This is a genomic window from Nocardioides pocheonensis (genome assembly GCF_003725535.1).
In the GTDB taxonomy this organism is placed as follows: domain Bacteria; phylum Actinomycetota; class Actinomycetes; order Propionibacteriales; family Nocardioidaceae; genus Marmoricola; species Marmoricola pocheonensis.
Window position 1 is genome coordinate 675,206 of the sequence record NZ_RJSF01000040.1, and the last position, 13,060, is coordinate 688,265.

Below are 13,060 nucleotides of genomic sequence, written 5' to 3' on the forward strand. Positions count from 1 at the left end.
CCACTTCGACAGAACGGAAACCACCATGAATGCTCCAAGCTCGAACACGATGCGCGCCATCACCCAGAGCCGGTACGGCGACGCGGACGTGCTGGATCTCGCGAAGATCCCCGTGCCCTCGATCGCATCCGACGAGGTCCTCGTGAAGGTGCACGCGGCGGGCCTCGACCGCGGTACCGAGCACCTCCTGACCGGGAAGCCCTATGCGATGCGGCTGGCGGTCGGACTGCGTCGGCCCAAGCAGCCGGTGCCCGGGCGTGACGTGGCGGGGACCGTCGCTGCGGTCGGCTCGTCCGTCACGCGCTTCGCGGTCGGCGACGAGGTCTACGGCGTCGCTCCGGGCTCCTTCGCTGAGTTCGCGGTGGGCAAGGAGCGCAAGCTCGCGCACAAGCCGGCGAACCTCTCCTTCGCCGAAGCCGCCGTCGTGCCCGTCTCCGCGGGCACCGCGTTGCGAGCGGTCGAGCACGTCGGCCACCTCGAGGCCCTCCAGTCCGTCCTGGTGCTCGGGGCGTCCGGCGGCGTCGGGAGCTATGCGGTGCAGATAGCGAAGGCGATCGGTGCCGAGGTGACCGGAGCGTCCAGCACGTCCAAGCGCGACTTCGTCCGGTCCCTCGGGGCGGACCACGTCATCGACTACACCCAGCAGGACTTCGCCGACGGCTCACGCCGGTACGACCTCATCCTCGACATCGCCGGCAACCCGTCCCTGACCCGCCTCCGCCGGGCCCTCACGCCCCGGGGCACGGCCGTGTTCGTCGGAGGTGAGAACGCCGGGAGCCTGCTGGGCATGGGCAGGCAGGTGCGTGGCGTCCTCGTCTCACCGTTCCTGCGCCAGCGCCTCGTCCTGCTCCCGACGCGGGAGTCGGCGGAGGACTATGACCGGCTCACCGAGCTGATCGAGGCCGGGAAGGTCACGCCGAGGCTGGATGACACCTATCCGCTCGAGGACGCCGCTGAAGCCGTACGGCGACTCGAGCGAGGTGAGATCCAGGGCAAGGTCGCCATCACGGTGTAGCCACCGGCACCGGTTCCAGATCCACGTGATACAGGGAGTCCAGCTCGTCGGTGCTGAGGTCGTGCCCCTCTGCCCGGACCTGGGGGAGGAGACCGTCGAGCCAGCCTGGTAGCCACCAGTTGCGGTCACCGAGGAGCTCCATGGTGGCCGGCACGAGCACCATCCTGACGATGGTGGCGTCCACCAGAACGGCAGCGGCCAGGCCGATGCCGAACATCTTCCCGAACACGTCCTGGCCGAGGACGAAGGAGAGGAAGACGGTGACCATGACCGCTGCCCCGGCAGTGATCACCCGGGCCGACTTCGCGAGCCCATCGGCCACCGCTACTGCGTTGTCTCCCGTCTTGTCGTACTCCTCCTTGATCCGCGAGATCAGGAAGACCTCGTAGTCCATGGACAGGCCGAAGAGGATCGCGAAGATGCCGATCGGAATGAGGATCGGGACCGGGGTGCGCTCCGGGATGCCGACGAGGTCACCGATGCGTCCGCCGCTGACCGCAAGGGTGAGGATGCCGAAGGCGGCCGCGCTGGCGAGGAGGTTCATGATCACTGCCTTCAGCGGGACCACGACGGACCGGAAGACCAGCATCAGGAGCAGGAACGCTGCGAGGAGTATGCCGGCGAGGAAGAGCGGCATCCGATCGGCGACACCCCGAGTGATGTCGAGGTTGACCGCGGTTGCTCCGCCCACGTGCACCCTGAGGTTCGTGCCCGCGATGGCTCGGGGGACAGCGGTGTCCCTGAGGGTGTCCACCAGGTTCTCGGTGACCTGGGCCTGGGGCGCCGTGGAGGCGACCAGGTCGATGACGCCGGTGTCGCCCCGCTCGTTGAACGACACGGGCGAGACCTGCGTGACGCCCTCCACCTCTGCCAGGCGGTCCCTCAACACACTCGCGGCACCGACGAGGTCATCACCGGAACCACCCTGCACGGTGACGAGCAAGGGCGCAGAGAACCCTGGTCCGAAGCCCGCGGCCAGCAAGCCGAAGGCGCGATGCGTCGTGTAGCCGGCCGGGTCGTTCTGAGCATCCGGGAAGCCGAATCGGATACCGAGGAACGGCGCCGCCAGGGCGAGCAGGACGACGAGGCTTCCGCCGGCGGCGACCAGAGCACGGCGTTGGATGAAGCGGCTCCAGCGGTACCAGCGGGAACTGCCGTACTCCGTCGCGCGCTTGCCCATGCGCGGGACGTGCAGCCGCTCGATGTTGCGGCCCGCGAAGCCGAGCATCGCCGGCAGCAGCGTGAGGGCGGCAGCCATCGTGATCAGGACGGCCAAGGACACCGTGAACGCGAATCCGTTGAGGGCTCGCTGGCCGACCAGCATGATCCCGAGTATCGAGATGATCACGACCGACCCCGCGACGACGACGGAGCGACCGGCAGTGGCGATCGCGTTGAGCGATGCGATTCGCGGCTCCAGGCCCTCGGCCAGACCGCCGCGGAAGCGGGTGACGATCAGCAGCGCGTAGTCGATGCCCACGCCCAGGCCGACCATCGCGGCGGTCGGGGGTGCCCAGTCGGGCACGTCGACGACGCGCATCAGGAGCTGGCCCAGCATGAGCGCACTCCCGAGACCGAAGAGTGCGGTGATCAAAGGAAGTCCCATGGCCACCGCCGAGCCGAAGACGAGCAGAAGGATGATCGCTGCTGCGAGCAAGCCGATTCCCTCGGTTCCCAGCGGTGCGCTCTGCGACAGCTTGGCGACGTCGCCGCCGACCTCGATCTGCAGCGACCTGTCGCCGGCGGCCAGCACCGGGAGGACCAGGTCCTTGGCTTCCTGGACGGTGAATTCCGAGTGTGTCCTGTCGAGAGCCACCTGGGCGTAGGCCGTCGTACCGTCGGCCGAGACCTGTCCGGCCCCTTGCGGTGTGTAGGGGCTGAGGACGCCGACCACGTGGTCCGCGCCGGCGAGATCGGCGTAGACCTTCTCGGCACGTGCTCGTACGCCGGGAGCGGAGATGCCACCGTCGGAGTGGACGACCACCTGGAGCGTGTCGCCCGACCTCACGGGAAAGCTGCCTCCCAGCGCGTCCGCCGCAGCTTTCGACTCAGATCCATGTTGCAGGTAGTCCTGCTTCGCTGCACCGCCGAAGGCCCCGGCGAGGGCGACAGATCCGAGCAGGGCGACGACCCAGAGACCCAGGACCCAGCGGCGGTGGCGGTAGCAGAGGTCGGAAAGGCGAACCAACATGAGAGCAACTCCCTGACAGAGGCGCAGGCGTGCATTCGGCTCGCGGGGGGCGAGCTGCTCAACGCGAGGCGCTGCCTCGACCAAGCGAGGACTTCCCGGGAAGCGGCAGGGTCGGGGCCGCTGGCACCACCGACTGTGCTCGCACGTCCTGAGGATTACCAGCAACGTTCCCATTCCCGGGAAATCGTCTAGTCAATCCGGCTGTCCTGCGACGTGCTCGGGCGGCGAGCAGGCGTCACGAGAGGCTCTGGCGTACGGACTGGACCCGCGGCAGTCGTCGCCGCCAATCAGCGAAGACTCCCATCTTCTTCGTCGACCAGTCGGAGGCACTGCCGGTGCCGGCCGTCAGAACGACCAAGCTGCCTCTGCACATCGAGGGTCGTTGTCGTGGGCTTCTCGAGGGTGGTGGTGAATGGTTGAACGCCTCGTGTCGCGCGGTCAGCGGATGTCGGTGTGCTCGGCGATCGCGTCGATCAAGTGGGGCCACAACGCCGCCGGTCGGTCGTGCCCCATGTCCTCGACGAGGAGCAGCCGGGCGCCGGGCACCAGCTCGGCGGTGCGCCGTCCGCCGCTGGGGTCGATGAGGGTGTCATCGAGGCCGTGGATGACCAGGGTCGGGACGTTGAGGGCCTTGAGTGCGTCAGCGCGGGAGCCGTCGAGGATCATCGCAGCCAGTTGCCGGGGTACGCCGGCCGGGTAGTACGCGCGGTCGTGGCTGGCCGCCGCCAGCGCGCGCAGCTGTGCCGCGTCACCGTAACGACGCGAGGCCCACACCAGCTCGCGTTCTGCTGCGGCCATGTATCCGTCCCGGTCTGCCGGTCGTGGTGAGAACAGCACCTGCTGCGCCTCGGGCGTGGATTGCCCATACTCCTGCTCACCGGTCGACGACATCATCGACGTCAATGACAGCACCCGGTCGGGGAACTCGATCGCCATCTTCTGGGCGATCATCCCGCCCATCGAGGATCCGACCACGTGAGCCCGCGCGATGCCGAGCTTCGTCAGGAGGTCTACGCCGTCACGAGCCATGTCTAGCAGCGAGTACGGCGCCATCGCGAGGGCCTGGTCGAACTCGCCGGACGTCACGGCGGTGATGAAGTCGCCGAGGTGGACCGGGTGCTCGTCCAGCTTCGTGGACAGGCCGCAGTCGCGGTTGTCGTAGCGGATCACGTAGCGGCCGCGGGCCGCGAGCATGCGGCAGAAGTCGGCGTCCCAGCCGATCAGTTGCGTGCCGAAGCCCATCACCAGCAGGACGGCGGGGTGGGACGGATCTCCGAACGTCTCGTGCTCGATCCTGATGGTCCCGCTGTGCGTGGCGTTCTGGTGAACGTCTCCTTGAGGCGCCATGACATGTCCCTCTCGTCGCGTGGTCAGGGTCGGTGCTGAACCGGCGCCGCGATGGGGCAGTGCGGCACAACCACATGACACTAGAATATATGTCGAAAATGACATGTCAAGACGTACATGTCTCAGATAGAGTGTGCGCATGTCTTTGCGCTATGCGGTGCTCGGCCTGCTCGCCCGCCGTCCCTCCACCGGCTACGAGCTGACCCAGACGTTCGACCGATCTCTTCGGTCCTCGTGGCACGCCCGACACAGTCAGATCTATCCCGAGCTCGCCAAGCTCGAGGCTGCGGCGCTGGTCGAGGTGGTCGGGCTTGGAGCGCGCCGCAGCAAGACCTACGCGGTCACGGCCGCTGGACGCGCCGAGCTGCGACGCTGGCTGGTGGAGGTTGAGCCTGACCGGTCCCAGCGCAGCGAGAGTGGCCTCCGCCTCTTCCTCACCCCCCTGCTGGACCCGGACGACAGGCAGGCGACCTACGAGCGCGACCTCGCGCACGTCGAACTAGAGCTGGCCGCCCTCGGAGAAGTCCAAGCCGGGATGCAGAACGCGCCCGAACCGGAAGCGTTCGCTCCGCAGGTCGAGCTCGGCATTCGGATGAACACCGTGCTTCGGGACTGGCTGCGCGAGCAGATCAAGGCGTCCGCCACCTAGCCTGGCGCGCCCGATCCCTCCGAGGCGGCCCAGGAGCAACGCACCTGGGTCCCATCACACCCCCTCGAGCTCGCACCACTGGGCGCAGGCATGTGGGACCCGCTCCTGCTCCCGGGACGGCGCCCGCACCGTCGACCTCGATGCGAAGCCGGCCGGCATAACGTGAATCCATCCCGCCCGCGCGGGCGGCCCACAGGAGGAGGACCGCACCATGACGACGAGGACCTACCGGGTGCAGGCGACTGGTCAGTTCGCCCGCCTGACGCCGGCCGTCAGAGGGCAGCTTCGAGAGGAGCAGGGCGCGCATGACCTGTTCCTTGCGGCCTTCACGCCCGAGGGAACGTTCACCTACGCGCCCACGCTGACACGTTTCACCCTGCGGTACCTCCTCGAGGTCGCGGAGGACTCGGCCGCGGAAGCCGACGAGGCTGCCAGCGTGGAAGGCGAGCTGATGGCCGCCCAGTACCTCGAGTCTCGGGGCATCACCCACAAGCCGTTGACTGTGACGGTCGTCTGCATGGATGACGTCAAGGTCAGGCGCCGGGCCCCCAGGCCATGAGCAGGAGCTGCGTTTCCGCGCAGAAGCCGCGCAGGTGACCCATGGCCGCGGTGTCGCCCTCGAGGGAAGAAAGCCGCCGCGACGTGGTCGATGTCCCAGATCGGGACCTGCAGGTCAGTACTCATGACCGGGGCCGGTCCCGGGTCCTGCAACGGCCGCACTCGCACACACGGCCCCGTCAGCGCGCCTCTGGCATGGATGACCGGAACGCGAGAACCCCCGCCCGGGCGTCCCGGGGGGAACGCTCGACGGGGGTTCTGCGTCTTCGCAGGTCAGGGGTGGTGGCGCCCCTTCGGCTCAGATGTCGTAGTAGAGCTCGAACTCGTGCGGGTGCGGGCGCAGCTGCACGGGCAGGATCTCGTTGGTGCGCTTGTAGTCGATCCAGGTCTCGATCAGGTCGGGCGTGAAGACGTTGCCGACCGTCAGGAAGTCGTGGTCGCGCTCGAGGTTGTCGAGCACCGAGCCCAGCGAGGTGGGCACCTGGGCGATCTCGGCCATCTCGGCCGGCGGCAGCTCGTAGATGTCCTTGTCGACCGGGGCGGCCGGCTCGATCTTGTTCTTGATGCCGTCGATGCCGGCCAGCAGCAGCGCGGAGAACGCCAGGTACGGGTTGGCCGACGGGTCGGGGCAGCGGAACTCGATGCGCTTGGCCTTCGGGTTCGCACCGGTGATCGGGATGCGCACGCAGGCCGACCGGTTGCGCTGGCTGTAGACCAGGCTGATCGGGGCCTCGAAGCCCGGCACCAGGCGGTGGTAGGAGTTCACCGTCGGGTTGGTGAACGCCAGCAGCGACGGCGCGTGCTTGAGGATGCCGCCGATGTAGTAGCGCGCGGTGTCGGAGAGGCCGGCGTACCCGGTCTCGTCGTAGAACAGCGGCTCGCCGTTGTTCCAGATCGACTGGTGGCAGTGCATGCCCGAGCCGTTGTCGCCGAAGATCGGCTTCGGCATGAAGGTCGCGGTCTTGCCGTTGCGCCAGGCGACGTTCTTGACCAGGTACTTGAACTTCATGACGTCGTCGGCGGCCTGCAGCAGCTCGGCGAATCGGTAGTTGATCTCGGCCTGGCCGGCGGTGCCGACCTCGTGGTGGGCGCGCTCGACGTGCAGCCCGGCCTTCTCCATCTCGAGGACCATCTCGTCGCGCAGCTCACCGAAGTGGTCGTACGGCGCGACCGGGAAGTACCCACCCTTGTAGCGGACCTTGTAGCCGCGGTTGTTCTCGCTCGAGCCGGTGTTCCAGGCGCCGGCCTCGGAGTCGATGTGGTAGAAGCCCTCGTTGACCTTGGTCTCGAAGCGCACCGAGTCGAACACGTAGAACTCCGCCTCGGGGGCGAAGTACGCCGTGTCACCGATGCCGGTGCTCGCGAGGTAGGCCATCGCCTTGCGGGCGATGTTGCGCGGGTCCCGCGAGTAGGCCTCACCGGTGATCGGGTCGTGGATGAAGAAGTTCACGACCAGCGTCTTCGCGGTGCGGAAGGGGTCGATGTAGGCGGTGGTCGGGTCCGGGAACAGCGACATGTCGGACTCGTGGATGGCCTGGAAGCCGCGGATCGAGGAGCCGTCGAAGGCCAGACCGTCGTCGAAGACCGACTGGTCGAAGGACGAGACCGGCACGGTGAAGTGCTGCATCACACCGGGGAGATCGCAGAAACGGACGTCGACCATCTCGACGCCCTCGTCCTTGATGTACTTCAGAAGCTCGTCGCTGTTCTGGAACATTCGTCCTCCTTGGTCGCGTCAGGGCGACCTGGATCAAGGGTGGTGAGGATGTACGACGCGACGATGCATCGCACCGGAGGCAACGTACGTCGAGCCGATTAATCGACCGTATCCGGTTTGTTTCGGGCATGTAACACGGCCCACTCTGCGGACGTCGATAAGGTCGCCCCACGATGTCGAACCCGCCCGCTCTCGTGCCCGCCTCGTGGTCGCGCCGCATCGCGGCCCTGTTCGTCGACTGGCTGGCCTGCTACGGGTTCGCGTTCTTCATCCTGCGCGACGTCCAGCACCCGGCCTTCGCCACGCTGACCACGCTCACCTTCCTCGTCGAGTCGGCCGTCGGGGTGGCGCTGAGCGGCGCCTCGTTCGGCCAGATGCTCCTACGGATCCGGGTCCACCGCGTCGACGGCCGCCCGCTCAGCCTGCTGCGCGCCCTCCAGCGCCAGCTGCTGGTCTGCCTGGTGATCCCGCCCCTGGTCTTCCGCGAGGACGGCCGGGGGCTGCACGACCTGTGGACCGCGTCCGGCGCCTACGAGGTGCGCTGACCCGGCGTACGCCGTGGCACCGTCTTCTACGCTTGCCACACATCACCGATCCGGCTCCCCACGGAGGTCCCATGCTCACCCACCGCTCCCGTTCCCTGGCCCTGGCCGCGAGCGGAGCCCTGCTCCTCGCGGCGCTCGCCGGGTGCGGCTCGGGGGACAAGAAGGACGACGCCGGGACCAAGCACGCGAGCGCCTCCTCCAGCGCGTCGGCGAGCACGTCCCCGAGCGCCTCGGCGACCCCCGACCCCTCCTCGGCCGACGCGACCGTCGGCGCGGCGGCGCCGGGGGAGCGGCTGACCAAGGACAACCTGGTCCCGACCATGCTGGCCGCGATGCGCGACAAGAAGACCGCGCACATGACCATGAAGTTCGGCTCCTCGGTCGGTGCCGAGGCCGACGTGCGCTACGCCGGCGACCACACCGACATGAAGATGTCCATGGACATGGGCCCGACCAAGGCGGTGGTGATCATGGTCGACAAGGTGCTCTACCTCCAGCAGGCGGCCGGCGGGAAGTTCCGCAAGATCGACTCCAGCGACCCCGCCATGGGCAGCCTCCTGTCCGGCATGTCCAGCTTCGGGCCCGAGTCCTCGATCAGCGCGATGAGGGGCGCGGTCCAGAAGGTCGTGTACGCCGGCAGCTCGACGGTCGACGGCGACAAGGTCGACCAGTACCACGTCACCGTCGACTCCTCCTCGATCGCCCAGACGCTCGGCTCGAGCGCGAGCGCCGACCTGCCCGAGACCGTGACCTACGACCTGTACGTCGACCACGACCACCTGATGCGACGGATCGACATGACGGTCGCGAAGCAGCACATCGACATGGTGGTCACCAACTGGGGCAAACCGGTCGACATTGCCGCTCCGCCGGCCTCCCAGGTCCTCTCCTAAGCCTGATCTGAGCGTTCCTAAGGGTCCGGAGCCCGGCCTTAGGCGTTCCTGAGGGCGACTCAGGTCGATCTGAGGTCTCCTGAGCCGCCGGAACGAGGCGTCGTCCCCATGTGCGGGGGGTGGCCTTAGAGACAGATTCAAGGGTGTCAGCAGAACACCCGGATCGGCTCGAGGAGCACCCCATGACCAGCTACATCACCCAGACGATCGCCCGCCAGCACGTCGCCGAGCTCATCACCGCGGCCGAGGCCGGCCGGGTGCGCCGCGAGCTGCGGCGCGGACAGCGCGAGGCCCGGCGCGCCGAGCGCACCGCCCAGCGCAACGAGCGGCTCGCCAACCGCGGCGCGAGCAACGGCAGCGAGCTCTGGCCGACCCAGTTCGGGTACGCCGCGGCCCGCTGAGCGCGTGCCGCCCACCGTGCCCGCACCGGCGACCAGCCCGGCCACCAGTCCCGCAACCACCCCAGCGGCCACCCCCGCGACCAGCCCGTCGCCGGGGGTGGCCGCTGACATACTCGGCGACATGTCCCAGCGCGTGTCCGCCGGCGTGATGGTCGGTCGTGAGGAGCCGCTGCGTGCCCTGGCCGCAGGCTTCGACCTGGCCCGGCAGGGCGACGGCCGCCTCGTGGTCGTCGGCGGCGAGGCCGGGGTCGGCAAGACCCGGCTGGTCGGCGAGTTCCTCGACCGCGCGGACGGCGCCGTCCGGCTCCAGGGCGGCTGCCTCGAGCTCGGTGAGGCAGTCATGCCGCTCGCCCCGGTCGCCGGCATCCTCCGCCAGCTCGCCCGCGACCTCGGCGACGACCGTGCGGCCGACCTGGCCGGCCCCGAGCTGGCCGGCTTCCTCCCCGGCCGGCCCCAGGGCGCGTCCGACCCGCAGTGGTCCGGCCAGCTCAGCATGTTCGAGTCGTTCCGGGCGGTGCTCGAGCGGCTCTCCCAGGACGGCCCGGTCGTCGTCGCGATCGAGGACCTGCACTGGGCCGACCGCTCGACGCTCGACCTCGTGACCTGGCTGGCCCGCAACCTCGTCGGCTCGCGTGTGCTGCTGGTCGCGACGTACCGCTCCGACGAGATGCGCCGCTCCCACCCGCTGCGCCCCGTGCTCGCCGAGCTGGGCCGGCTCGCGCACGTCGAGCGGGTCGAGCTCCAGCCGCTCACCGACCAGGAGGTGGCCGAGCTGCTGACCGCGATCCACGGCCGCCCGGTGCCGCCCGAGATCGTGAGCCAGGTCGCCGACCGGTCGGAGGGCAACCCGTTCTTCGCCGAGGAGCTCTTCGCCGCCTGCGACGACGAGCGCGTTCCGCTGACCCTCCGCGACATTCTCTCCGCCCGCATCGACGGCCTCCCCGACGCCGCCAAGGAGGTGCTGCGCATCGCCGCTGCCGCGGGACGACGCGTCGACCACCGACTGCTCGAGGTCGTGGCCACGCTCGGGCTCGACGAGCTGGACGCCGGCCTCCGCGCCGCCATCGACGGCCAGGCGCTCGTCCCCGACGGTGACGGCTTCCGCTTCCGCCACGCCCTCCTCCAGGAGGCCGTGCACGAGCAGCTGCTCCCCGGCGAGCGCAGCCGGCTGCACCGGGCCTTCGCCGACGCGCTGCTCGAGGAGCCGGCGCTCGGGGCCGGGGGAGCCGACTCCGTCGACAGCGAGCTGGCCCACCACGCGCTCGCGGCGCACGACCTCGACCTGGCGTTCCGCTCCCTGGTCCGCGCGGGGCGGCGGGCGCACGCGCTGTTCGCGTTCAGCGAGGCCCAGACCCACCTGGAGGGCGCCGCCGAGCTGCGTGACCGGATCTCACCGGAGGCCGCCCAGGAGGCGCCGGCGGTGTGGGAGCTGCTGCGCGCGGCGTCCCACTGCTCGCGCCACGGCGGCGACCCGTCCGCCGGCGTCGGCCACCTCAAGCGGGCGATCGGCACGCTCGACCCGGTGGCGGACCGCGTGGTGGTCGGCGGCCTCTGGTCCGAGCTGAGCGAGAGCTACTGGATGAACGGCCGGGGCGACGACGCCGTCGCCGCCTCCGACAAGGCGACGGAGATGCTCGGCGACGACCGCACGCGCGAGGCCGCCGAGGCGCTGGCCTGGCGCAGCCGCCTGCTGATGCTCCTCGGCAGGTTCGAGGAGTCGGTCGAGCCCGGACGCCGCGGCGTCGAGATCGCCCGCGAGCTGGGCGCCCAGGTGGAGCTCAGCCGGGCGCAGAACTCCCTCGGCACCTCCCTGGGTGCGCTCGGCCACCTCGAGGAGGGCCTGGAGCTGCTGCGCGACGCGGTCGCGATCGCGGACGCCGCCGGCGCCGGCGGCGACGCCGTGCGCGGCTACATCAACATGACCTCGACGCTCCGGACGCCCGGCAACGACGTGCCCCTGGCGGAGCGCACCGCCCGCGAGGGCCTGGACTACGCCGAGCGCCACCGCGTGCGCGGCGGCATGACCGACTGGCTGCGCATGGAGCTCGTCGACGTCCACCTGCGCGCCGGGCGGCTCCGCGGCGCCGAGTCGGTGCTGCTCCAGGTGCGCACCGGCTGGACCAACGGCATCAACGGCCAGTACTTCCACACCAGCAGCGCCTGGATCGACGTGATCGAGGGCCGGTACGCCGAGGCCGAGGAGCACCTCGCCCTGGCCCGCCAGCTCGCCCCGATGATCCGCGACCCGCAGGCGATCGGCCCGCAGGTCGGTCTGCGGATGCTCATCTCCCTCGGTGTCGGTCGACCGGAGGTCGGCGACGCGCTGGACATCCTCGAGCCGTTCATCGGGGACGCGAACACCTACCCGGGCCTCGTGCTGGTCGCGCGGGTGGCGGCCGCGGCCGCCGAGGCCGGCTCCGAGGACGCCCGCGAGGCGCTGGCCCGCATCCGGTCGCTCCTCGCCGAGGAGCGGGTCGGGGCCAACGACGTGCTGGCCGCCAACCTCGACGGCTGGCTCGCCCTCGTGGACGCCGAGGTCGCCCGCGTCGCCGGCCGGCACGACCCCGAGCTCTGGCGGCTCGCGCGCGACGCGATGGACGAGCGGGGCTACGCCGAGCAGGCCGCCTACTGCCGGGTCCGGCTCGTCGACGCGCTGGGTCACGCGGGTTCCGGTGACCTCGCGGCCGAGCTGGCCGCCGCCCACCGGTGCGCGTCAGACCTGGGCGCGGCGACGCTGCTGGACGACCTGGACACGGTGGCCCGCCGGCACCGCGTCAAGGTGCCCGGCGCCCCGGTGCAGCGCGGGCTGGCGGGCCTCACCGCACGGGAGACCGAGGTGCTCGGGCTGCTCGCCCAGGGGCGCACGAACCGCGAGATCGGCGAGGCGCTGTTCATCTCCGAGAAGACCGCCAGCGTGCACGTCTCCAACATCCTGGCCAAGCTCGGCGTCACCAACCGCGGTGAGGCCGCCGCGCTCGCGCGAGACCTGGGCGTGTAGGTCTGGGCCTAGCGGCCCCGCATGTTCTGCCGGGCGCCCTTCATCGAGGTGGGCATCGGGCCCTTGGGCAGCGGGATGTTCGAGCGGTTCGCGTCCAGGGCCTTGAGCCGCGCGAGCACGTCGGTCATCTGGGCCGGCTTCAGCGTGCGGGGCAGCCTGCTGACCCGGCGTACGAGCTTGCGCAGGGGCACCTCGTCGGGACCGTCGCCGACGACCAGCTCGGTGATCGTGGTCTCGGCGACCACGCGCTCGTGCTTGCGGCGCTCGGAGGCCATCAGCGCCTTGAGCCGGTTGGGGTTGCCCTCGCCGATCAGCACGATGCCCGGAGGCCCGACCAGCCGGTGCACGACGTCCTGCTGCTTGGTGAAGCCGATCGCCGGGTCGGTCTGCCAGCCGCGGCGCAGCAGCCCGAGCGCGGCTGCGGCGGCGCCGGGCTTGCCTTCGATCTGGGCCAGCGCAGCCGCCTGGGCGCGCCGGCCGAAGACGATCATCACTGCGAGCGTGCCGAGCAGCACGCCGAAGACGATCGGGAAGACCAGCGAGCCACCGAGCAGGAGGTAGACCAGCGCGAACCCGGCCGCGCCGACCAGCACGAGCGTGCCGAGCAGGATCAGGCCGATCCGCGGGTCGGCCTTCTTGGTCATCTGGTAGCTCTGGAGGATCTGGCTGATCCGTCCGGGCTTCGAGGGGTCCTTCTTCGCCATGGGTACTGCCTTGTCTGGTCTGGAGTTGATCCGGGGGAGCGC

Annotated in this window: 11 protein-coding genes; 7 read left to right on the forward strand and 4 right to left on the reverse strand. The window is 70.0% G+C overall.

The window, feature by feature from the left end; all coding sequences use genetic code 11:
* The first annotated feature begins 25 nt into the window (after window positions 1-25).
* Window positions 26-1,015 carry an NAD(P)-dependent alcohol dehydrogenase gene (locus EFL26_RS14065; protein WP_246000188.1) on the forward strand — a complete coding sequence of 330 codons (990 nt, stop codon included), beginning with the start codon at window positions 26-28 and terminating at the stop codon, window positions 1,013-1,015.
* Here the strand turns inward: EFL26_RS14065 and EFL26_RS14070 are convergent.
* Window positions 1,005-3,206, reverse strand: a complete 2,202-nt coding sequence (locus tag EFL26_RS14070) for an MMPL family transporter (RefSeq protein WP_183408189.1) — start codon at window positions 3,204-3,206, stop codon at window positions 1,005-1,007. The two genes, EFL26_RS14065 and EFL26_RS14070, sit on opposite strands and share 11 nt — an antisense overlap.
* 438 nt (window positions 3,207-3,644) lie before the next feature.
* Window positions 3,645-4,553 (reverse strand): alpha/beta fold hydrolase, encoded by a 909-nt coding sequence (locus tag EFL26_RS14075; protein WP_123223468.1) that lies wholly within the window; start codon window positions 4,551-4,553, stop codon window positions 3,645-3,647.
* Between the two features lie 139 nt (window positions 4,554-4,692).
* Between EFL26_RS14075 and EFL26_RS14080 the strand changes: the two genes are divergently transcribed.
* Window positions 4,693-5,202, forward strand: coding sequence for a PadR family transcriptional regulator (locus tag EFL26_RS14080; RefSeq protein ID WP_148046720.1), 510 nt, complete (start codon window positions 4,693-4,695; stop codon window positions 5,200-5,202).
* A 211-nt stretch (window positions 5,203-5,413) separates the two neighbouring features.
* A complete protein-coding gene (locus EFL26_RS14085; protein WP_123223470.1) occupies window positions 5,414-5,761 on the forward strand; it encodes a DUF6204 family protein in 348 nt (115 codons plus the stop codon).
* A gap of 297 nt (window positions 5,762-6,058) precedes the next feature.
* Here EFL26_RS14085 and glnA read toward each other — a convergent pair whose 3' ends face one another.
* Window positions 6,059-7,477, reverse strand: coding sequence for a type I glutamate--ammonia ligase (glnA, locus tag EFL26_RS14090; protein WP_123223471.1), 1,419 nt, complete (start codon window positions 7,475-7,477; stop codon window positions 6,059-6,061).
* Window positions 7,478-7,650: 173 nt separating this feature from the next.
* On the opposite strand from glnA, the gene EFL26_RS14095 reads away from it, so the two are divergent.
* The 4 genes from EFL26_RS14095 to EFL26_RS24915 all read left to right on the forward strand — a co-directional run bounded on the left by EFL26_RS14095 (window position 7,651) and on the right by EFL26_RS24915 (window position 12,314).
* Window positions 7,651-8,022 carry an RDD family protein gene (locus tag EFL26_RS14095; RefSeq protein ID WP_123223472.1) on the forward strand — a complete coding sequence of 124 codons (372 nt, stop codon included), beginning with the start codon at window positions 7,651-7,653 and terminating at the stop codon, window positions 8,020-8,022.
* Between the two features lie 71 nt (window positions 8,023-8,093).
* Entirely contained in the window at window positions 8,094-8,915 is an 822-nt protein-coding gene (locus tag EFL26_RS14100; RefSeq protein WP_123223473.1) for an SCO4651 family lipoprotein, read from the forward strand.
* Between the two features lie 182 nt (window positions 8,916-9,097).
* Window positions 9,098-9,316 carry a hypothetical protein gene (locus EFL26_RS14105; RefSeq protein WP_123223474.1) on the forward strand — a complete coding sequence of 73 codons (219 nt, stop codon included), beginning with the start codon at window positions 9,098-9,100 and terminating at the stop codon, window positions 9,314-9,316.
* 121 nt (window positions 9,317-9,437) lie between these two features.
* Window positions 9,438-12,314 (forward strand): helix-turn-helix transcriptional regulator, encoded by a 2,877-nt coding sequence (locus EFL26_RS24915; protein WP_123223475.1) that lies wholly within the window; start codon window positions 9,438-9,440, stop codon window positions 12,312-12,314.
* Between the two features lie 8 nt (window positions 12,315-12,322).
* On the opposite strand, the gene EFL26_RS14115 is transcribed toward EFL26_RS24915, so the two are convergent.
* Window positions 12,323-13,018 (reverse strand): DUF4191 domain-containing protein, encoded by a 696-nt coding sequence (locus EFL26_RS14115; protein WP_123223476.1) that lies wholly within the window; start codon window positions 13,016-13,018, stop codon window positions 12,323-12,325.
* Window positions 13,019-13,060 lie beyond the last annotated feature (42 nt).

What these genes read in the sequence shown, in the direction of transcription:
- EFL26_RS14065 (WP_246000188.1), top strand. Translation starts at nt 26, where the DNA reads ATGAATGCTCCAAGCTCGAACACGATGCGCGCCATCACCCAGAGCCGG.
- EFL26_RS14070 (WP_183408189.1), bottom strand. Translation starts at nt 3,206, where the DNA reads ATGTTGGTTCGCCTTTCCGACCTCTGCTACCGCCACCGCCGCTGGGTC.
- EFL26_RS14075 (WP_123223468.1), bottom strand. Translation starts at nt 4,553, where the DNA reads ATGGCGCCTCAAGGAGACGTTCACCAGAACGCCACGCACAGCGGGACC.
- EFL26_RS14080 (WP_148046720.1), top strand. Translation starts at nt 4,693, where the DNA reads ATGTCTTTGCGCTATGCGGTGCTCGGCCTGCTCGCCCGCCGTCCCTCC.
- EFL26_RS14085 (WP_123223470.1), top strand. Translation starts at nt 5,414, where the DNA reads ATGACGACGAGGACCTACCGGGTGCAGGCGACTGGTCAGTTCGCCCGC.
- glnA (WP_123223471.1), bottom strand. Translation starts at nt 7,477, where the DNA reads ATGTTCCAGAACAGCGACGAGCTTCTGAAGTACATCAAGGACGAGGGC.
- EFL26_RS14095 (WP_123223472.1), top strand. Translation starts at nt 7,651, where the DNA reads ATGTCGAACCCGCCCGCTCTCGTGCCCGCCTCGTGGTCGCGCCGCATC.
- EFL26_RS14100 (WP_123223473.1), top strand. Translation starts at nt 8,094, where the DNA reads ATGCTCACCCACCGCTCCCGTTCCCTGGCCCTGGCCGCGAGCGGAGCC.
- EFL26_RS14105 (WP_123223474.1), top strand. Translation starts at nt 9,098, where the DNA reads ATGACCAGCTACATCACCCAGACGATCGCCCGCCAGCACGTCGCCGAG.
- EFL26_RS24915 (WP_123223475.1), top strand. Translation starts at nt 9,438, where the DNA reads ATGTCCCAGCGCGTGTCCGCCGGCGTGATGGTCGGTCGTGAGGAGCCG.
- EFL26_RS14115 (WP_123223476.1), bottom strand. Translation starts at nt 13,018, where the DNA reads ATGGCGAAGAAGGACCCCTCGAAGCCCGGACGGATCAGCCAGATCCTC.